This window comes from Sedimentitalea todarodis (assembly GCF_032595355.1).
GTDB lineage: Bacteria > Pseudomonadota > Alphaproteobacteria > Rhodobacterales > Rhodobacteraceae > Sedimentitalea > Sedimentitalea todarodis.
Window position 1 is genome coordinate 126,902 of record NZ_JASMWN010000010.1, and the last position, 19,848, is coordinate 146,749.

General features: G+C 60.4%; 21 protein-coding genes and 1 tRNA gene. 10 read left to right on the plus strand and 12 right to left on the minus strand.

The genetic code is table 11. The features are described 5' to 3' along the window. Positions 1–162: 162 nt before the first annotated feature. On the minus strand, positions 163–843 hold the full coding sequence (lipB, locus tag QO231_RS13680; protein WP_316777279.1) for a lipoyl(octanoyl) transferase LipB: 681 nt from the start codon (positions 841–843) through the stop codon (positions 163–165). A gap of 132 nt (positions 844–975) precedes the next feature. Between lipB and QO231_RS13685 the strand changes: the two genes are divergently transcribed. The 5 genes from QO231_RS13685 to QO231_RS13705 all read left to right on the plus strand — a co-directional run bounded on the left by QO231_RS13685 (position 976) and on the right by QO231_RS13705 (position 7,832). Further along, a tRNA-Leu gene (locus tag QO231_RS13685) sits at positions 976–1,062 on the plus strand. Positions 1,063–1,735: 673 nt separating this feature from the next. Next, positions 1,736–3,817 (plus strand): hydantoinase/oxoprolinase family protein, encoded by a 2,082-nt coding sequence (locus QO231_RS13690; RefSeq protein WP_316777282.1) that lies wholly within the window; start codon positions 1,736–1,738, stop codon positions 3,815–3,817. A gap of 3 nt (positions 3,818–3,820) precedes the next feature. Further along, complete coding sequence (locus QO231_RS13695) at positions 3,821–5,530, plus strand: hydantoinase B/oxoprolinase family protein (RefSeq protein ID WP_316777284.1); 1,710 nt, start codon at positions 3,821–3,823, stop codon at positions 5,528–5,530. Further along, positions 5,530–6,747 (plus strand): NAD(P)/FAD-dependent oxidoreductase, encoded by a 1,218-nt coding sequence (locus tag QO231_RS13700; RefSeq protein WP_316777287.1) that lies wholly within the window; start codon positions 5,530–5,532, stop codon positions 6,745–6,747. Before QO231_RS13695 ends, QO231_RS13700 begins: the two co-directional genes overlap by 1 nt. 461 nt (positions 6,748–7,208) lie before the next feature. After that, the gene (locus QO231_RS13705) at positions 7,209–7,832 is read left to right on the plus strand and encodes an outer membrane protein (RefSeq protein ID WP_316777289.1); all 624 of its coding nucleotides are present in this window, start codon (positions 7,209–7,211) and stop codon (positions 7,830–7,832) included. Positions 7,833–7,938: 106 nt separating this feature from the next. On the opposite strand, the gene QO231_RS13710 is transcribed toward QO231_RS13705, so the two are convergent. Then, positions 7,939–8,256 carry a phosphoribosyl-ATP diphosphatase gene (locus QO231_RS13710; protein ID WP_316777292.1) on the minus strand — a complete coding sequence of 106 codons (318 nt, stop codon included), beginning with the start codon at positions 8,254–8,256 and terminating at the stop codon, positions 7,939–7,941. Continuing rightward, a complete protein-coding gene (gene hisF, locus QO231_RS13715; protein WP_316777295.1) occupies positions 8,253–9,014 on the minus strand; it encodes an imidazole glycerol phosphate synthase subunit HisF in 762 nt (253 codons plus the stop codon). Before hisF ends, QO231_RS13710 begins: the two co-directional genes overlap by 4 nt. Positions 9,015–9,137: 123 nt before the next feature. Between hisF and QO231_RS13720 the strand changes: the two genes are divergently transcribed. Further along, positions 9,138–9,590, plus strand: a complete 453-nt coding sequence (locus QO231_RS13720) for a DUF302 domain-containing protein (protein WP_316777297.1) — start codon at positions 9,138–9,140, stop codon at positions 9,588–9,590. Position 9,591: 1 nt separating this feature from the next. Here QO231_RS13720 and hisA read toward each other — a convergent pair whose 3' ends face one another. After that, a complete protein-coding gene (gene hisA / locus QO231_RS13725) occupies positions 9,592–10,314 on the minus strand; it encodes a 1-(5-phosphoribosyl)-5-[(5-phosphoribosylamino)methylideneamino]imidazole-4-carboxamide isomerase (protein ID WP_316777300.1) in 723 nt (240 codons plus the stop codon). A 131-nt stretch (positions 10,315–10,445) separates the two neighbouring features. Here hisA and QO231_RS13730 point away from each other — a divergent pair, with 131 nt between their 5' ends. Further along, on the plus strand, positions 10,446–10,832 hold the full coding sequence (locus QO231_RS13730; RefSeq protein WP_316777303.1) for a DUF2147 domain-containing protein: 387 nt from the start codon (positions 10,446–10,448) through the stop codon (positions 10,830–10,832). Between the two features lie 9 nt (positions 10,833–10,841). Here QO231_RS13730 and hisH read toward each other — a convergent pair whose 3' ends face one another. Together hisH and QO231_RS13740 are read right to left on the minus strand one after the other, a co-directional pair. After that, positions 10,842–11,480, minus strand: coding sequence for an imidazole glycerol phosphate synthase subunit HisH (gene hisH, locus QO231_RS13735; protein ID WP_316777306.1), 639 nt, complete (start codon positions 11,478–11,480; stop codon positions 10,842–10,844). Between the two features lie 59 nt (positions 11,481–11,539). After that, on the minus strand, positions 11,540–12,151 hold the full coding sequence (locus QO231_RS13740) for a TetR/AcrR family transcriptional regulator (RefSeq protein WP_316777308.1): 612 nt from the start codon (positions 12,149–12,151) through the stop codon (positions 11,540–11,542). 87 nt (positions 12,152–12,238) lie between these two features. On the opposite strand from QO231_RS13740, the gene QO231_RS13745 reads away from it, so the two are divergent. After that, positions 12,239–12,862 carry a DUF2306 domain-containing protein gene (locus tag QO231_RS13745; RefSeq protein WP_316777311.1) on the plus strand — a complete coding sequence of 208 codons (624 nt, stop codon included), beginning with the start codon at positions 12,239–12,241 and terminating at the stop codon, positions 12,860–12,862. On the opposite strand, the gene hisB is transcribed toward QO231_RS13745, so the two are convergent. Continuing rightward, positions 12,859–13,446 carry an imidazoleglycerol-phosphate dehydratase HisB gene (hisB, locus tag QO231_RS13750; RefSeq protein ID WP_316777314.1) on the minus strand — a complete coding sequence of 196 codons (588 nt, stop codon included), beginning with the start codon at positions 13,444–13,446 and terminating at the stop codon, positions 12,859–12,861. The two genes, QO231_RS13745 and hisB, sit on opposite strands and share 4 nt — an antisense overlap. A gap of 276 nt (positions 13,447–13,722) precedes the next feature. On the opposite strand from hisB, the gene QO231_RS13755 reads away from it, so the two are divergent. Together QO231_RS13755 and QO231_RS13760 are read left to right on the plus strand one after the other, a co-directional pair. Beyond that, positions 13,723–14,547 (plus strand): hypothetical protein, encoded by an 825-nt coding sequence (locus tag QO231_RS13755; RefSeq protein ID WP_316777318.1) that lies wholly within the window; start codon positions 13,723–13,725, stop codon positions 14,545–14,547. Between the two features lie 103 nt (positions 14,548–14,650). Then, positions 14,651–14,890, plus strand: a complete 240-nt coding sequence (locus QO231_RS13760) for an Lrp/AsnC ligand binding domain-containing protein (RefSeq protein WP_316777321.1) — start codon at positions 14,651–14,653, stop codon at positions 14,888–14,890. A gap of 12 nt (positions 14,891–14,902) precedes the next feature. Here the strand turns inward: QO231_RS13760 and QO231_RS13765 are convergent, their stop codons facing one another. The 5 genes from QO231_RS13765 to parE form a co-directional block, all read right to left on the minus strand. After that, a complete protein-coding gene (locus QO231_RS13765) occupies positions 14,903–15,637 on the minus strand; it encodes a vWA domain-containing protein (protein WP_316777323.1) in 735 nt (244 codons plus the stop codon). 77 nt (positions 15,638–15,714) lie between these two features. After that, complete coding sequence (locus tag QO231_RS13770; protein WP_316777325.1) at positions 15,715–16,296, minus strand: hypothetical protein; 582 nt, start codon at positions 16,294–16,296, stop codon at positions 15,715–15,717. Then, positions 16,293–17,030, minus strand: coding sequence for a hypothetical protein (locus tag QO231_RS13775; RefSeq protein ID WP_316777327.1), 738 nt, complete (start codon positions 17,028–17,030; stop codon positions 16,293–16,295). Before QO231_RS13775 ends, QO231_RS13770 begins: the two co-directional genes overlap by 4 nt. 131 nt (positions 17,031–17,161) lie before the next feature. After that, the gene (locus QO231_RS13780) at positions 17,162–17,884 is read right to left on the minus strand and encodes a hypothetical protein (protein WP_316777328.1); all 723 of its coding nucleotides are present in this window, start codon (positions 17,882–17,884) and stop codon (positions 17,162–17,164) included. After that, positions 17,877–19,832 carry a DNA topoisomerase IV subunit B gene (gene parE, locus QO231_RS13785; RefSeq protein WP_316777330.1) on the minus strand — a complete coding sequence of 652 codons (1,956 nt, stop codon included), beginning with the start codon at positions 19,830–19,832 and terminating at the stop codon, positions 17,877–17,879. The genes QO231_RS13780 and parE overlap by 8 nt, the downstream gene beginning before the upstream one ends. Positions 19,833–19,848 lie beyond the last annotated feature (16 nt).

Below are 19,848 nucleotides of genomic sequence, written 5' to 3' on the forward strand. Positions count from 1 at the left end.
ATGGTCCGCAGTTTGCTTTCGGGATAGCGGACATTGATCGCCGACGCACTTCACACTCTTTCCGATGCCGCGGCGCAGAAGGATGGGTCGCGAGCGGGGGGTGAGCGTCTGGGGGATGACGTTGATCCACCCATTCCATGAACGCGCGGGATGGTGGCGTTTTCAGGTGGGTTGGGAAAGTGCCGAAGCGGTTTGATTTTCGAACACATGTGCAAAGGTGCATCTCAGGGCAACGTCCACGTCCGCCATCGCCACCGGATGGCCGAGATCAACAAGGCTGGTGACCCCGTGGTCGCTGATGCCGCAGGGTACGATGCCGGTGAAATGGTCAAGGTCCGGTTCGATGTTGATCGAAATGCCGTGAAAGCTGATCCACTTGCGCAGACGTATGCCGATCGCCGCGATCTTGTCCTCGGGTTTTTGACCGGTCGCCGTCAGGGGCTTGTCGTCGCGGACGACCCAGACGCCGACGCGGCCCTCGCGGATGTGACCGGTAACGTTGAATTCGGCAAGTGTCGCGATCACCCAGGTTTCCAGCTGTTGAACGAAGCGGCGCACGTCACGTCCACGATTGCCGACATCGAGCATCACATAGATGACCCGCTGACCAGGGCCGTGATAGGTGTATTGCCCGCCACGTTTGGAGGCATGGACCGGAAAGCGGTCGGGATCGGTGAGATCTTGTCGCCGGGCGCTGGTGCCAGCGGTGTAAAGCGGCGGATGTTCAAGCAACCAGATGCATTCGTCAGCCTTGCCCGCAGCAATGTCAGCCGCCCGTTGCTCCATAAACGAGACGGCCTCGTCATAGTCCGTCAGCCCGTCAGATGTGATCCATTCCACCATGGCAACGCATTAGCGCGGGGGCGACCGGGAGGGAAGGGGAAACGGAGATCGGCAAACCGCAAAAAAACACGGCAATTGCCTCTTCACAAGGCGCAGGCCTTGGTCTATAGCCCGGCGCACCAGCCCTGACGTGCGGTCGTGGCGGAATTGGTAGACGCGCAGCGTTGAGGTCGCTGTGGGGTAACACCCGTGGAAGTTCGAGTCTTCTCGACCGCACCATCTCAATTTTTCTGGACGAGCAACCGCTTAGCGACTCGAAAATGGCAGTTTCAGGGGGGGCGATAATCTGAGTGCCGACGATATGCCAGTGGCTTCGAGAATGCCGTTCTGAGCACGGTTCTCTTCAGAGTCAGGTCTCATTTCTGATATGATCTAAGGGTTTTGCAATAACTCCATCGCGAGTGAGTTTTGATCCTCCAGTCTGTCTTTTTCTGGAAGTGCGGCCCCAGTTATCCCCAAGAATACTGTTCTCTGGCTCCCATTTGCGGAACCATTCAGCGAGTTATTGAATACCTTGCGATTGTGATCGCGTAGCGGGATGTTCTTGCAGAAACATGCGCTCCTCCTTCCTTGTTCGTTGCCCGACTGCAGCCGCACCGATCGTCCGTTATCTAACCATCGGGGTGGACCAATTCAGTGGGGAAGGATCAGGCCCTTGTTTGGCGTGAAACGAGATTGCTTGGCGAAAACGCCCCGTTCTGTTGATTTCTGGGCGCGGGTAAATCTATCGCCCGCATGCCGTAAGAATTTGCATTGATCCAGAAGGCTTGCAACTCTCATCGGGCCAATCGAATCTTTGCGGTTTCCCGACGGCGGCGACCAACAGGTTTGATGGGCAGGTGGATGCGACGGTTCAGCCCGAACAATCGAACATGTAATGGAGAACGACGGAATGAAGTCAGCTGCTATACGTCTTGGTGTTGATATCGGTGGCACATTCACCGATGTCGTCCTCGAGAAGGGCGACAAACAGTTCTCGACCAAGGTGCTGACAACCTATGCGGCACCCGAAGATGCGATCATCGACGGCATACATCAGGTCTGCGACAAGGCCGGGGTCGCACCGGGCGAGATCGGCCAGATCATCCACGGCACAACTCTGGCGACCAATGCGCTGATCGAGCGGCGTGGGGCAAAGACCGCGCTGATCACCACCGAAGGGTTTCGTGACGTGATCGAGATGCGCACCGAGAGCCGGTTCGAGCAATATGATCTGAACCTGACCCTGCCCGAGCCGCTCTTGCCGCGCCAGATGCGGTTCACCGTGTCCGAGCGCATCAACGCTCGGGGCGAGGTCATGATCCCGCTGGACCCTGCCGCCGTCGAGACCGTCGTGGAACGTATCGCAGAAGCCGGTTTTGAAAGCGTGGCGGTGGGCTTGATCCACTCCTATCTGAATCCGGGCCATGAACAGTTGATCCGCGATGTGCTTGCCGAACGTCTGCCTGATGTGACGGTTTCGATTTCATCCGAGGTTTCGCCGCAGATGCGCGAGTACGAACGTTTCAACACCGTGGTCGCCAATGCCTATATCAAGCCGCTGATGGCCTCATATCTGGGTCGGCTCGAGGAACGCCTGCGCGGCGAGGGTGTCGATTGCCGGATTTTCCTGATGCATTCGGGCGGCGGGATCATTTCGCTCCGCAACGCCGCCGATTTCCCGGTGCGCCTGGTCGAAAGCGGGCCTGCCGGTGGTGCGGTTTTCGCAGCGCATATCGCCACGCGCTATGGGCTGGACAAGGTGCTGTCCTTTGACATGGGGGGCACGACGGCCAAGATCTGTCTGATCAAGAACCAGACCCCCACGACCAGCCGCGTGTTCGAAGTGGCGCGCACCTACCGGTTCAAGAAAGGATCGGGCATGCCGATTTCGATCCCGGTGATCGACATGGTCGAGATCGGCGCAGGCGGCGGATCGCTGGCCCATGTCGACAGTCTGCGTCAGATTCGGGTTGGTCCGGAAAGTGCCGGTTCCGAACCCGGTCCGGCCTGCTACGGAAGAGGGGGCGAGCGCCCCGGTGTCACCGATGCCGACCTCGTTCTGGGCAAGCTTGATCCCGACAATTTTGCCGGTGGGTCGATCAGGCTGCACCCCGGCAAGTCGAAGGACGCCCTGACCGCCCATATCGGCAAGACTCTGGACATGGGTGCGGTCGAGGCCGCCTTTGGAGTGGCCGAAATGGTCGATGAGAACATGGCGAATGCCGCGCGCGTTCATGCCGTCGAAAATGGCGAAGATCTGTCGGAATACACCATGATCGCCTTTGGCGGCGCGGCTCCGCTGCATGCGGGGCGGTTGAGTGAAAAGCTGGGCGTCAGACGTTTGATCGTTCCGCCGGGGGCCGGAGTCGGATCGGCCATCGGGTTTCTGCGCGCACCTTTCAGTTTCGAAGCCAACCGTTCCGTCTACATGAAGCTCTCGGACTTCGACGGCGACCTGATCCGCGACCTGCTGACAGAGTTGAAGGACGAGGCCACAGGCTTTGTGCGCACCTGCGACGAAATCAGCCCGATCCTGAGCGAATTCAAGGTCTACATGCGCTATTCGGGTCAGGGCTGGGAGATTCCGATCGGCCTGACACGAGAGCAGGCGATGGCCCCCGACGCCGCGACCTTCCTGGCGCGGTTCGAAGAGGATTACGCCAAGCTTTTCGGGCGCACCGTGGCGGGCATGGACGTGGAAATCACCGTCTGGTCGGTCAACGCCACCACACCGCCGGAACAGGTCGCGCCGGTTGCGGTCACAAATGGCGATTTCGCTGCGATACCGAACGGCACGCGGGAACTCTTTGACGCGGCGACAGGCGAATTCGCGACGGCACATGTGATGGAACGCTCGAGCCTTGAAGCGGGGCATCGGGTCTCGGGCCCGGCGGCGATGACCGAGGATGAAACCACCATCATTATTCCGTCCAGCCTCGACGCCATCCGACAGCCCGACGGCTGCATCGACATCATCCAGAAGGGGGCCTGAGCCATGGCCAAAGAACAGTCCAGGGTTTCCTATCAGGTGATGTGGAACAGATTGATCTCTGTTGTCGAGGAACAGGCACAGGCGCTGGTGCGCACGGCCTTTTCGACGAGCGTTCGCGAGGCCGGCGATCTGTCGGCTGGGGTCTATGACACGCAAGGCAGGATGCTGGCGCAGGCGGTGACGGGAACGCCAGGGCACGTCAACGCCATGGCCGATGCGGTGGCGCACTTCATTCGCCGGATCGGGCGGCAGAACATGTATGAGGGTGACGTCTATGTCACAAACGACCCTTGGGAGGGCACCGGGCACCTGCACGACATCACCATGGTCACGCCCTCGTTCCACAAGGGTGTGCTGGTCGGCTTCTTTGCCTGTACCGCCCACATTGTCGACATCGGCGGCCGTGGGTTCGGGGCCGACGCGGCAAGCGTGTATGAAGAGGGGCTGTACCTACCGATCATGAAGTTCGCGGAACGGGGCGACGTGGATGAAACCCTTGTCCGCATCGTGCGTGGCAACGTGCGCGAACCCGATCAGCTGATCGGCGACATGTATGCGCTGACCACCTGCAACGAGATTGGCCATCGCCGTTTGGTCGAGATGATGACGGAGTTTGATCTGGATGATCTGCAGGGCATAGCCGAGTTCATTCTTGAAAACTCACGCCGCGCGACGCTGGAACGGATCGCGGCACTGCCTCGGACGTCGGCCTCGGGCGAGATGACAGTGGACGGCTTTGACGTGCCGATCACGCTGAAGGTCAGGATCACTGTGAAGGAAGACCGGATCATCTCGGATTTCGCGGGCACGTCGATGGTGGACAAGAAGGGCATCAATTGCCCGCTGGTCTACACAAAGGCATATGCCTGCTATGCGCTCAAGGTGGCGATTGCGCCCGAAATCCCGAACAATCACGCGTCCTTGCTGCCGTTCGAGATCGAAGCGCCGGAGAATACCATCGTCAATGCGCTGCACCCGGCACCCGTCGCGTTGCGCCATATCGTTGGTCATTTCGTGCCCGATACGGTCTTCAACGCCTTTGACAAGATCGTGCCGGGCCTTGTGCCTGCTGAGGGGGCAGGCTGCCTGTGCAATTTCCAGGTTTCGCTGCGGCCGCGTACGGATGCACCGGCCCCGGCGCATGCGCGGCGGTCCGAGGTGCTGACATTCAATTCGGGCGGCTCAGGCGCGCGACCCGAGTTCGACGGGCTGAACGCGACGGCCTTTCCGTCGGGCGTCATGACCATGCCGATCGAGGCAACCGAACATGCCGGCCCGGTCATTATCTGGCGCAAGGAGTTGCGCCCGGACAGTGGCGGCGCGGGCAAGACGCGCGGCGGACTTGGGCAATACATGGAGGTCGGGGCGATGGAGGGGCACGAGTTCGACATCCAGGCGATGTTCGACCGTGGCGACCACCCGGCGCGGGGCAGTCGCGGCGGGCTTGACGGCGCCCCCACCACCATCGCGCAGGACGACGGAACGCCGATGCGCGTCAAGGGCAAGCAGTTCGTACCGCACGGGCGCAAGGTGGTCATGGCCTTCCCCGGCGGCGCTGGCTACGGTGATCCGTCCGAGCGTGACACCGCGCTGGTAAAGAGGGATCTTGCCCGTGGCTATATCTCCGCCGAAACCGCCGCGCGTGACTATGGGCTGAGCCAGGAAGACATATCAACGGTTCAGATCGCAGTCAGAAAAGGGGAGGTCGTGTGATGGCCGGAAAGACCGAAGCACCAGCGCGCGCATTCTATGACGTGGTCATCGTGGGTGGGGCCATCATGGGGGCGTCCACGGCGTGGTTTCTGAGCGAGAACAAAGACTTCAACGGCAAGGTTCTGGTGGTCGAGCGCGACACGACCTACGAATACTGCTCGACTGCGCATACCAACAGCTGCATGCGCCAGCAATTCTCGGCCGAGTTGAATGTGCGGATCAGCCAGTTCGCCGCCGAATTTGTCAAGAATCTCCGCAGCTACATGGGTGGCGACGCACGGGTGCCGGATCTGTCGATCCGGTCGTTCGGGTACATGTACCTGGCCGACAGCGAGTCTTTCGCCGACGTGCTGCGCCAGAACCAGAAGGTGCAGCTGGCGGCGGGGGCCGCGACGCAGCTGATGGGTCCGGAGCAAATCAAGGCCGCTTACCCGTTCTACAATGTAGATGACATCGTTCTGGGCTCGATCAACCTTGTGGACGAGGGATATTGGGATGGTGCGACCGTGTTTGATTGGTGGCGTCGCCAGTCGCGGGAACGTGGCATCGAATACGTCGAGAACGAGGTCGTCGCGATCAACCGTAACGCCGCCGGTACCCTGGTTGAAAGTGTCACGTTGAAATCGGGCGAGGTGATCGCCTGTGGTCAGTTGGTCAATGCCTCGGGCCCGCGCGCGGCGGCCACCGCCCGGATGGCGGGCATCGATGTGCCCGTCGAGCCGCGCAAGCGTTATTCCTGGGTCTTCAAGGCAGACAAGCCGCTGGACCGGGACCTGCCGCTGACGATCGATCCGTCGGGTATCCACGTACGCGAAAGCGGTGGCGGCACCTACCAGTGCGGCGGCCATTCCGACATCGATCCGGCCGTGGCTTACGACGATTTCACCATGGACTACGCATTCTGGGAAAACCATGTCTGGCCAATCCTCGCGAGTCGCATTCCGCAGTTCGAAGCGATCAAGGTGCAATCGGAATGGGCCGGGCATTACGCCATGAACACCTTTGATCACAACGCAATCATCGGACCGCACCCGGAGCTGTCGAATTTCATCTTTCAGAACGGGTTTTCCGGTCACGGCTTGCAGCAATCCCCGGCAATGGGGCGGGGGACAGCCGAATGGCTGACCTATGGCGAATACCGTGCGCTGGACCTGAGCCCGTTCAAATACGAGCGCATCCTTGCGAACCGCCCGATCATCGAAAGGGCCGTAATCTGAGTCGTTGGCGGCGCCATGCACGTTAACACCAAGATCGCCTGAACGCCTGACTGAGCGCGCTGCCCCAGATCGGCGGGTTCTGCGCCTACGATGCCCATGCGCGCAAGAAACTGGGCGAGAGCGGTTGCGGAAATCGTCGATCAAAAAAGGCCACCATCAACGCCGTAGTTGATAAATGGCCGATACTTGAGGCCGCTCCGGTGAGCGTTCAGCGGTGCTGTGTGTTCGTCGGATTTGACAACCAAATCTGATCGAGAATTGACTTGTTTCATGAGCGGTCGGCTGGAAATCGCCACTCGGTGCGTCAAAAATGACACATGCTATTTGCGGTCCGGAAGTCGAGCTTGTATAAGCCCTGCATCGGCATATGTACGGCTTCTAAATCGACCCGGGATTTACGAAGAAGGTCTTCGGATCGGTTATATGTTAGAACAATCGCTACTCTCTAGGAGCAAACAGATATGATTAGAACCACAGCACTCGCGATGTTGCTTTCCACCGCCGCAGGAGTTGCGGTTGCCGGCAACACAGCACCCGCACCGGTCGATCCGGTGATCGTGGCACCGGTTGTCGAAGCGCCTTTCTGGGAAGGTTTCTATCTTGGTGGTCAGCTGGGCTATGCCTTCAGCGACTTCAACATCGACTCCAACACCATCAGCAATTTCGACGAAGACAACGTGATTGGCGGTATCACCGCTGGTTACCTCTGGTCGCTCGGAAATGGCTGGTATCTCGGACCGGAATTCCAGTACGACTTTACGGACATTTCCGTGACCGATGCGGCCACCGGCAACACCACGTCGCTTGACGCCGTCGCACGCCTGAAACTGATCGCCGGCTACGAACTGGGCAACGGAATGCTCTACGGCAGCGCCGGTTTCGCCTATGCGGATTTCGACAGCGTCGACAACGTTCTCGACTTTGATTCGGACAGCTATGTCGTCGGTCTCGGATACGACTGGCGCGTTGGCGACAACTGGACCGTCGGTGCGGAATACATGTACCAGACGTTCAGCGGCGCCGGTGCGACCGGTGGCGACGTCGACCTGAACTCGATCTACGTCAAGGCGGCATACCGCTTCTGATCTGACGACCCGATCAGAACCTGAATACGATCTGGCCATTGCGGGCATTCCTGCAATGGCCATTTTCTTGCCGATGAACCGTGGCTACTGGGCACGGCGGGTGAGGCTACTTCGACGGTCTCGACGCTTTTTCTGCAATCCCGCTGGTGCCTTGACGGCGAGCCAGCTCCGCCAGCACGTCATCGAACGCGACATCGCGTGACTCCAGCATCACCAGCAGGTGAAAGAGAACATCCGCCGCCTCGCTGGCGAGGGCGCTTTGGTCGCCTTTGATCGCTTCGATGATGGCTTCTATGGCCTCTTCACCGAACTTCTCGGCGCATTTCTCCGGCCCCTTTGCCAACAGCTTTGCCGTCCAACTGCTGTCCGGGTCAGCCCCTTTGCGGGCGGAAATGGTGGCGGCGAGATCGCTCAGAACGGTCATGCTATCCTCATGGGAATGCCTGCGGCGGCCATGTGCTGCTTGGCCTCGCGAATGGTATAGTCGCCAAAGTGAAAAATCGAGGCGGCGAGCACGGCGCTCGCACCGCCTTGGGTCACGCCTTCGACGAGATGATCAAGTGTCCCAACCCCGCCGGAGGCAATCACCGGCACATCGACCGCGTCAGAGATTGCGCGGGTCAGTGGCAGGTTGAAGCCGGCGCGGGTGCCATCGCGGTCCATGCTGGTCAAAAGGATCTCGCCCGCCCCCTTGGCAGTGACGGTGCGGGCAAACGCCACCGCGTCGATACCGGTAGGTTTGCGCCCCCCATGGGTGAAGATCTCCCATTTGCCGGGGCTGACGGTCTTGGCGTCTATGGCGACGACAATGCATTGGCTGCCAAACTGGTCCGCCGCTTCGGCCACCACATCAGGGCGGGCCACAGCGGCGGAATTGAAGCTGACCTTATCCGCGCCCGCCAGAAGCAGATCGCGCACATCCTCCCGGCTGCGCACGCCACCGCCGACAGTCAGCGGAATATAGCATTGTTCCGCGGTGCGCCGGACCACGTCGAACATGGTGCCCCGGTTTTCGTGGGTGGCGTGGATGTCCAGGAAACACAATTCGTCAGCACCCGCAGCGTCATAGGCACGGGCCGATTCGACGGGGTCGCCGGCATCGACGAGATCGACGAAATTGACCCCCTTGACCACGCGGCCATCGGCGACGTCGAGACAGGGTATGATGCGGGTCTTGAGCATGTCCGATCCTTTTGGCCCATGTCCTAATGGCAAAGCCGCGCCGATACCAGATATGTGATTGGACCATTGCGTCCTGTCGTGAAGACATGCAAGCGTAAGGACCATCCAAAAAGGGGGATCGAAATGCGTGGACATATCATTCTGGCAGCGGCACTTGCCGTGACGGGTGCAGGGCAGGCGGTGGCGGATGACTTGGTGCGGGTCAAGACTGACAAGACGGTAAACGCGGCGATGGACGCGCTGCAGGCGGCCGTCGAAGGGGCCGGAGCGACGGTGTTTGCCCGCGTCGATCACGCTGCCGGGGCGCAGAAAGTCGAGATGGAACTGGACGATGCCCAGGTTCTGATTTTCGGCAATCCCAAGCTGGGTACGCCGGTGATGCAGGCCGACCCGCTGGCAGGGTTGTTCCTGCCGCTCAAGGTACTGGCTTATGCGGATGGCGACGGCCAGGTCTGGCTGGCCTATGAAGACCCGCAGGACATGCTGGATGATCTTGATGTCGCCGCCGACCTGCCCGCCATTGGCAAGATGCAGGGCGCGTTGGGCAAGCTGACCGCAAAGGCTGCGGGTGAGTAGATCAACCGCGCAAGACCGTTAGCGCCTGTTTCAGGTCAAGCGCTCCGTCATAGAGCGCACGGCCCGAGATGGCGCCGTTCAATTGCGCGCCACAGTCGCGCAGGGCGATCAGGTCTTCCAGAGAACTGACGCCGCCGGAGGCGATGACCGGAATTGACACCGCATGGGCGAGGGCGGCGGTGGCGTCGATGTTCGGCCCCTGCATCGCGCCATCGCGGTTGATGTCGGTATAGACGATCGCGGCAACGCCCGCGTCTTCAAACGAGCGGGCCAGATCGGTGACCTGCACATCGGTTTCCTCGGCCCAGCCCTTTGTCGCCACCATCCCGTTACGTGCGTCGATGCCGACGGCGACGTGACCGGGAAACTCCCGCGCGGCGTCACGCACAAGATCGGGGTTTTCAACGGCGACCGTTCCCAGGATCACGCGGGAAAGCCCCTTGGTCAACCATCCCTCGATGGTGGCCATATCGCGGATACCGCCGCCCAATTGCGCCGGGATATCGCAGGCCGCGAGAATCGCCTCGACCGGGGCGGCATTGACCGGCGTGCCCGCAAATGCCCCGTTCAGGTCCACGAGATGCAGCCATTCGCAACCCGCCTCGACAAAGGCGCGCGCCTGTGCGGTCGGATCGTCATTGAACACGGTGGCCTTGTCCATCTCTCCGCGCAGCAGCCGCACGGCTTGTCCGTCTTTGAGGTCAATTGCGGGATAGAGGATCATGTCGCGGCCTTTCGGTGTGATGTCGGCGGGATATGGCACGGCGTGGGGCGGGAATGCAACGCGACCCGAGGTCAGTCTTGCCAGACGCGCGCGCGGTGCCCCAGAGTGACCGCAAAGCGGAGGATGACGAGATGAAGAAACTGTTCCTGAGCACGGCGATCGCGCTTGGCCTGGCGGGGGCGGCGTTGGCCGATCCTGCGGAAGGCACCTGGAAAACCGAAGCTGACGATGGTGCCTACGCCCATGTCGATCTGAGTATGTGCGGTGCAGCGGTTTGCGGGGTGATTGCCCGCACATTCAACACCGATGGCGAATACGCGTCTCCCAACATTGGCAAGACACTTGTGATCGACATGGTGCCGGCTGGTGATGGGTCCTATGCGGGCAAGGTCTGGCGGCCTTCGAACGACAAGATCTACATCGGCAAGATGGACCTAAACGGCAATTCTCTGGCGCTGCGTGGCTGCGTTGCGGGCGGTCTGATCTGTTCCAAACAGACATGGAGCCGGGTCAACTGAGTCGAACGCCTACGGTGTCCAGCGCAGGAAATTGGCGATCAGGCGGAGCCCGGTGGCCTGGCTCTTTTCCGGGTGGAACTGCATGCCCAGCATGGTGCCCTTGCCGATCACGGCGGTGACGTCGCCGCCATAATCGACATGCGCCAACCTCTCCGCCGGGTCCGTGACATGAAACTGGTAGGAATGCACGAAATAGGCATGTTCGCCTGTGGTGGCGCCTTCAAACACCGGGTGCTGGGCGTCGATCACGAGATCATTCCAACCCATATGGGGCACTTTCAGTGCAGGGTCTGCGGGCGCGATTTTCACGACTTCGCCTTCGATCCAGCCAAGCCCGCGCGTGTCTTCGTATTCGCGGCCCCAACTCGCCATGAGCTGCATGCCGACGCAGATGCCAAGGAACGGTCGGCCGCGCACCTCCACCGCTTCGACCATCGCGTCAAACAGGCCGGAATGGCCGCGCAATGCGGCGGCGCAGGCCGGAAACGCGCCATCTCCGGGCAACACCACGCGGTCGGCGCGCGCGACGACTTCCGCGTCCGAGGTCACCACGACCGTCCCGGCATCACCCTCGCGCGCCATGCGTTGAAACGCCTTTTCGGCGGAATGCAGGTTGCCGCTCTCGTAGTCGACGATCGCTGTCAGCATTTTGCGGTCCTTGTCACTGGTGCCTCTTGCGTTTCACCTGTCGTGAATTCAGTACGGGGTCAAGCCTGTGGCGCGAGGGGCAGGGCATCAAGAATCGCCATGACCTCCTCGTAAGGTCCGAATTGACGAAGATCCCGGTCCACCGGTCCGAACCGGCCGGCGAGATAGAGAACCGTGAACCCGTGGATGAGCGACCAGACCTGAAGCTCAACCGGGGTCGGGTCCTGACCCGCGGCAACAAAGGGCGCACAGGTTTCGCGCAGCACCTGATAAGATGCGGAACCATCCCTGTTCAGGCCATGTTGCTCGGATGCCTGTGCATCAAAGCTGAACACCAGTTCAAACAGGGCCGGGTTGTCGACGGCAAAGCTGACGTAGCCGCGACAGATGCTGCGCAGCCGGGCATGGGGCGTGTCAGGGCCGATCATCCGCGCATCCAGCATGTAGTTGCGGAACACGCGATATCCTTCTTCGGCAATCGCGGCCTTCAGGCCGGCGAGCCCGTCAAAGTGATGTGCCGGGGCGGCATGCGAAACACCCGCGCGGGCGGCGCATTTGCGAAGGGTAAGCGACTCAAGACCGCTTTCCTCCAGAATGTCGATCCCGGCGCGGATCAGCGCATTGCGGAGATCCCCGTGATGATGTGGCTTTTTCTGTTTCAGGTCAGTCATTTGAGATGTAGTTACTCAGCCATGGTTGACACTGTCAAGTTTGAGCTTATCTTGACAGTGTCAAATTCGAGTTTTCGGGAGAGTTCCATGTCATATGTCCGATGGATGCGCCAGGGTCTGTTCTGGTTTCTGTCACTCTCCGTCGCGCTCGCCTCTGTGCGGTTTCCGCTGTTGCCGCAGGAGATCGGGCTTGAGCATATGTGGCACCAGTTCGTTCGATCGCCGTTGCTTCTTTATGTGCATATCCTGATCTCTCCGCTCGCTCTGGCGCTGGTGCCTGTCCAGTTCAGCAGCCGGTTGCGACAGTCCCGACCGCGCCTGCATCGTTGGCTTGGACGAACCTATGGCGTGGCGATCCTTCTTGGCGGTGTGTCCGGGCTCATGATCGCGCCGAATGCGGGGGGCGGCGTCGTTGGACAGACCGGCTTTTTCCTCTTGGCGGTCCTGTGGTTGGCAACGACTACAATCGGAATCTGGCAAGCGCGCCAACGCAATTTCCTGTCGCATCGAAAATGGATGATCCGGTCGGCGGCGTTGACCTGGGCGGCAGTGACGCTGCGTCTATACCTGCCGGTTCTCACTGGAACGCTCGGGTTTGACACCGGGTACATGGTGGTGGCGTGGATGTGCTGGGTGCCCAACCTGCTGGTGGCCGAGTGGCTGTTGCGCAGGGTGGGGCCGCGCCCGCAGGCGCTGCCATCGGGGGCCTAGAGCGCGCCCTTGGTCGATGGCACCGCGTCCGCCTTGCGGGCGTCAACCTCGACCGCCTCGCGCAGGGCGCGGGCGACGGATTTGAAAGCGGCCTCGGCGATGTGGTGGCTGTTCAGGCCGTGCAAGGAAGCGACGTGCAACGTGATACCGCCATGCGTGGAAAGCGCCTGAAAGAACTCGCGCACCAGTTCGGTGTCGAAGCTGCCGATCTTGGCCGTGGGCAGATCGACATTCCACACCAGGTATGGGCGCGCCGAAAGATCCAGCGCTGTGCGGACCAGCGCGTCATCCATCGGCAGAAGACAGGCACCATAACGCCGGATCCCGCGCTTGTCGCCAAGCGCCTCGGCCAGCGCCTGACCGAGGGCAATCCCGACATCCTCGACCGTGTGGTGATCGTCGATGTGATAATCCCCCTTGGCGCGTATCGTCATGTCGATCAGCGAGTGCCGGGCGAGCTGGTCCAGCATGTGATCGAAAAATCCGACACCGGTTTGATTGTCATAGCTTCCCGAGCCATCCAGATCGACGGTGACCGAGATATCGGTCTCGGCTGTTTTACGGGTGACGGTCGCGTTTCGCATCCTTGGTCCTCGCTGCCGGTTGCCCGGCCCTTATAGATGCTGGGCCGGTCAGGTAAAGGCGTCACCGATCAAACGGCCCTTTGAAAAATTGATCCAAATACCGGATGCACACGTACGGGAAGTACAGAAGCGAAATTACTCGCCTCTGGTTTTCCAAGTGAACTATTTAATAAGGAAATTGAAAGATGACCTCCAAGACAGATATGACCATTCCCCCGGAATTTGACCTTTTTTGCCCAGAACTCCCGGCGATTTTCGTCAGGTCTGACAAGCATTGTGTTCCCCTATGATCGCGGTGTCGCGGTGTCAACCGAGGCTTTGCGGCTCTCGGCACTGATCGCGGCATCGGTCGATGCGCTGGCGCAGCCACCGGTCAAGGACGTGCCGGTTGGCTCGGTGACCGAGCTTGCGAAACAGGTCGCGCCGGCTATTCATGCCTTTGCGGATCTGACCGATGGGTTCTGTCGGGACGCTGCGGCGGGTGTTGCCGTGTTGCCCCACCAGAACGACCTTGAAATCGGTATGGAATTGCTCAGCCAGCCGCCGGAGCAGGTGGCAGAGCTGGGCCGCCTGATCGCGTCGCGCCCCTGGGTCGGGCGGGATCGCACCACCTATGCCGAATGCCTGTCGGATCTGGGTGTGCCGATCGAGGCGATTGACTATGGTGGACCGGGGACAATCAAGATCCTGATCCTGATCATCCTGGTACTGATCATTCGTACCCGCCCTGACCTGTCGGCCACTCTGATCGCAGTGATCATCGTGGTGCTGCGGATCGACGACGCCGCACAGGGGGATGGCAAGAAGTGCCCTTGCTACAAGAACGGCGATGGTGACGGCGCCGGCAACGGAGGCGGCAACGGGGGCGGCGGTGATGGACAGACCAATTGCGGTGACATTTTCACGGTGACGGCCATTGGCGATGATCCCAACCCCGTCGATTCGATCGGCAAGGCCCGCCAGAACGCAATGGCGCTCGCCGCATTCGCCTGCCCGCGCAATTGCCCGCCACGGTTGATATTCATCGGACGGCTTCGCACCGTGAAGCAGGCCGATGGCACGTTCCGCACGACGGGAACATATCAGTTCCGCTGCACCTGAAGACCCGGCCCCGGCCGGTACGCTGGCCGGGGTCCATACAAGGGGGATTGCGCCCGTCCGCGCCCCGTGCCAGCCTGCCGGCATCATCAAGCAAGGGCCGCCCATGTCTACCTGTCTCTACATCCAAATCCGTTGCAAACCCGGAACCACCTATAAGGTAGCCGAAGAAATTGCCTTGCGGGAAATCCACTCCGAGCTCTACTCTACCAGCGGCGATTTCGACCTCTTGATGAAGCTTTACATTCCGGAAAGCGAAGACGTCGGAAAGTACATCAACGATCACCTGTTGGATATTCCGGGGATCGAACGGTCCCTGACGACGATGACCTTCAAGGCATTTTGACCGCAGGGGAATTCAGCCCCGCCAATGCGCTTGGCCTGCATCGCTGAACAGCGGGCAGCCCAGCGTCTGCTTCAGGGCCTGAACCAGATCATCGACGGTTTCGGTCGAGACATAGAGCCCGCCAGTGCGATCGGCGAGACAACGTGCCGGGCTTGCGGGCACCTCGAAAACCGGATTGCAATCGCCACCTTCCCAGCCAAAGAACTTGCCGCTCACCTTGAACCCGATCACATGCACGACCAGCGATGGCGCGGTGGCGGCAAGTTCGGCGGCCAATTGGCAGGGCGCGCCGCCGCAGGTCTCGTTGCCGTCACTGATCAGCACGACAACCCCCGCTTGGCCGGGCGCGCCGAGTACCCGCGCGGCATCGCCCACCGCCCGGGTCAAGGCGGTGTTGCCGTCCGGCTCGATCCCGTCGATCTCGGCGAGAATTTCTGCGGAGGCATCCGGGGCAGGGGCGCGGCGCAAGGCAACGTGGCTGCAGGAGTCGTCGTCGCCACCCGGTCCGTAGGTGATCAGCCCGACATCGCGCAGCGGGGTGATTTGCGGCAAGGCGGCGTGCAGGGCGGCGCGGGCATCGATGATCCGCAGTGAGTCGATGCCATTGTGGCCCATCTCCGCCATCGACCCCGATGCGTCGAAAACCAGCATCGGGTCCGTGTTACAGCGCGCGTTCGTTTGCGCCGAACCACTCTGGGCCATGACCAGCGCGCCCGTCAGGGCGAGGGTGACGAGATGGGTTTTCATCCGGGGCGACCTCCACCCTCGACTATCATGCCTTGCGCGGTGGGCGTCCATTGCACGTTGGTCCTGTTGCACCGGGTTCAGTTTGCGAAAGGATCGTCTGTCTTGGGGCTACGCACACGCGATGTCTTTGCCCGCACGGCCCGCGCCTCGCGGTGGAACGCGTGGCAATTGTGCACGGCCTTGAAGGCGTTGTTCGATCCCGTCAGCGGAAACCGCCCCAGCGTCTGGTCGGCCCGGCGCCAGGCCATGATGCGTTCGCGTTTGAATTCGCGGGTGAACTGTTGAGCAGAGGAGGTTCCCGCATCGATCAGGATGTGCAGGCCGGGAAAGCCGTTCAGAACCACACCATCCATGTTCAGCGTCCACGCGGCCTGATCACCAAAGCGCAGGCGCACCGGGTATTCCTCGCCATGCTCGATCATGTCCCAGCTGGTGTTCAGCACCGTGACATCGAGCGCAGGCTTTTCGCCCTTGCCATCATACCCGATGAAAAAGGCGGTCTCTTCGTCAAACAACGCAAACGCCTGACAGCCTTTGGAGCCGGGGTAATAGGCGACGTCCCAGCCATTGATGTTGGCCCAATCGACCGGCTGGGCGGCGGTGGCCGTGGCAAGCAGTGCTGCGGCGCACAGGGACAAGAATACGCGGAGAGGTTTCATCTCAGTTCTGCCACGGACTTGCCGAGTCGGAACGGTGCCGCGAAGGAAACGAGGCAGAGCGCGAGCGTCTGCAAGACAAGGATGGCGGCGCTGGCCCGGAGAAACTCCCATTCCGCGATCAGCCTGCGGATCTGGGCGATCAACTCGTCATAGGTGCTGGCGAGGATCTGGAAATCGGCGGCGATTTCGGGCTGCTCCGTGCGCAGACTGGCCAGCGCCGGGCGGGTGGTGTCATCCAGTGCGACAAACGCGAGAAACGCCGCCTCGCCAAAGGCATCGGTGTCGCTCATCCGGTCTGGCACGGTCTGGTTCGAGAACAGTGGCAAGGCCCGCAGCGTTCCGCTGGATTCGGTGATCGCGAGAAACAACGGCAGGTCGGCATTACCGGCGGTGGAGGCCGACAGAAACTCGACCTTGTCACAGAGGATCCGCAGGTCGGCATCGCTTCCGGTCTCGCAATAGCGCAACCGGAAGCGCGCAGCGTCGCGGTCAAACGCATCCGTAAGCGCATAGGCGATGTCGATTTGCCGGTCGAGCAGGGAACTGTCGGATTTGTAGATCCCGGCCAGAACGGCGGTCACCCCACCGATGCCGCCCAGCACGACCCAGAGCAGATCGGCCAGTCTCCATGCCTTTGATCCGGCGGGCCGGCGAAAGATCATCGCCACGCCGATACAGCCCGCGACAAAGCAGGCGAACAGCAGAGCCAGTTGATGATCCAGAACAAAAGCCATCCGGCGGAGTGTACGGTGCAAAACGCGGGACGCAAGATTTCAGTTTGTATCTAACCCGAGAGCAACATGAGAGCCGCGCCCTCCCCGTGGGGGAGGTCGGGCGCGGCCCGGGACGGGGTCCCGGGCGGGAGCTATAGAGCAGAAACAATATGAAACAGGACGGATACGAACACATCAACCGAAGGTAACAGAAGACAAATTGATGAGATTGCGAGAAAAATGGACAATGCAGTAACTTGGACCGGATATCGGATATTCTCTATCAAATAAAATCTATCTAATACCGCGGAAAGCATCTCACTATGAACCGCTGTAGCCTTATCGCGATTACGGATGTTCTTGAGAGCGAAAAAGATTTCTTCATCTGACATAGTGGCCACGGCTGTCATCGACCCATCCATTGCAGAGTCAACGAAATCTGAGAGATTGTCACGGTCGAAACTTGTGTCGTCGTACTTACCGAAGCCTGATTTTCCCTCTATCATCAGATAGATGGTGAAAAACTCTCGGATAGAATATTTTAAAAATGCAAAGTCGCGGTACTCGTACTCATCAGATGCAATTTTGATTGTGCTAGGACAGCTGCATCTAAACCAAAAAGAGGCCGCCCCAAGAAAGACAAGACCGAAGTAAATTAGTTGAATTCTAGTTTGCGAACCTATGAAAAGCGTCCCGCTGCCATCTGTTATCTCCTCAAAGTTCAAATGCCGTGCAATAGTATCATTAAACAGAACGACATAGCCAATAATCGGTATTAAAGGCATTGCTTGTGCGGTTTTCCCGGAAAGGAAGGGTTTTATAAATTGCCAGTTTAAGAAGGATAGTCTGTAATTTGGGATACTTTCCCTAAACATCCAACTCCTCCACAAACCGCGCATTCTCCTGAATATACTGGAACCGCAGTTCCGGCTTCTTGCCCATCAGGCGTTCCACCAGATCTCCGGTCTCTCCCGGCTCGTCCTCGTCAATCGTCACCCGGATCAGCTTGCGGGACGCCGGGTCCATGGTGGTTTCCTTCAGGTCCTTGGCGTCCATTTCACCCAGACCCTTGAAGCGGGACACGTCGATCTTGCCCTTGCCGCCGAGACCTTTTTCCAGCCACACGTCGCGTTCGTCCTCGTCAGTGCAATAGACGCGTTTGGCCCCCTGGGTCAGGCGGAACAGCGGCGGGCAGGCGAGGTAGAGGTGGCCGGTGTCGATCATCGGGCGCATCTGGGTAAAGAAGAAGGTCATCAGGAGTGCTGCGATATGGGCACCGTCCACATCGGCGTCGGTCATGATGATGATCTTGTCATAGCGCAGATCGTCGACGTTGAACCGGCTGCCCAGCCCGACGCCAAGCGCCTGAGTCAGGTCGTTGATTTCCGCGTTGGAGCCGAGCTTGGAACTGGCTGCCCCCAGCACGTTCAGGATCTTGCCGCGCAGAGGCAGCAGCGCCTGGGTCTTGCGGTTGCGCGCCATCTTGGCCGAGCCACCCGCAGAATCGCCTTCGACGATAAACAGTTCGGTGCCCTCGCGGGTATTTGAGGAACAATCCGTCAGCTTGCCGGGCAGGCGCAGTTTCTTGGTTGCGCTCTTGCGTTGGGTTTCCTTTTCCTGACGGCGGCGCAGGCGTTCCTCGGCGCGCAGCACGACGAAATCGAGAATCGCGCCGGCAGATTTGGTATCGGCCGCCAGCCAGTTGTCAAAATGGTCGCGGACCGAGTTTTCCACCAGCCGCTGTGCCTCGACCGTGGCGAGACGATCCTTGGTCTGGCCGACGAATTCCGGTTCGCTGATAAAACAGGAGACCAGCGCACAGCCGCCGGTGATCAGGTCATCGCGGGTGATCTGGGTGGCCTTCTTGTTGTTGACCAACTCGCCATAGGCCTTGATCCCCTTGAGGATCGCGGCCCAGAAGCCGGCAACATGGGTGCCGCCCTCGGGTGTGGGCACGGTGTTACAGTAGGATTGAATGAACCCATCGCGCGAGGGTGTCCAGTTGATCGCCCATTCGACCTTGCCCGCCGCGTTGAATTTCTCGCGGAATTCGACGGTGCCTGCAAAGGGTTTTTCGGCATAGACCGACGCGCTGCCCAGCGTTTCGGTCAAATAGTCCGAGAGGCCACCGGGAAAGTGAAAACTGGCCTCAGTCGGGGTCTCGCCATCGTCGATGGCGGATTTCCAGCGGATTTCGACGCCCGAGAACAGGTAGGCCTTGGAGCGGATGGATTTGAACAGCCGGGCGGGTTTGAATTTGTGGTGGCCGAATATCTCGGCATCGGCGTGAAAGGTGACGGTGGTGCCGCGCCGGTTGGGGGCGCTGCCGATCTTTGCGATCGGGTCAAGCGGGACACCGCGCGAAAAGCGCTGTTCGTAAAGTTCCTTGTTGCGGGCGACCTGCACGACCATGGAATCCGACAGTGCATTGACGACCGACGCGCCAACCCCGTGCAGGCCGCCGGAGGTTTCATAGGCCTTGCCCGAGAATTTGCCGCCCGCGTGCAGGGTGCAGAGAATGACTTCGAGCGCGGACTTGTCGGGGAATTTCGGGTGCGGGTCGATGGGGATGCCGCGGCCGTTGTCGCGGATGGTCACGGCATAGTCCTCGTGCAGTTCGACTTCGATCCGGTTGGCGTGCCCCGCGACCGCTTCGTCCATCGAGTTGTCGAGCACTTCGGCGACAAGGTGATGCAGCGCGCGTTCGTCGGTGCCGCCGATGTACATTCCGGGGCGTTTGCGGACCGGTTCCAGACCTTCGAGCACCTCGATCGAGGAGGCGTCGTAGTCGGATGGGCCCGAGGGCGTCAGGAGATCGTTCATACCGCTGCTCTATTGT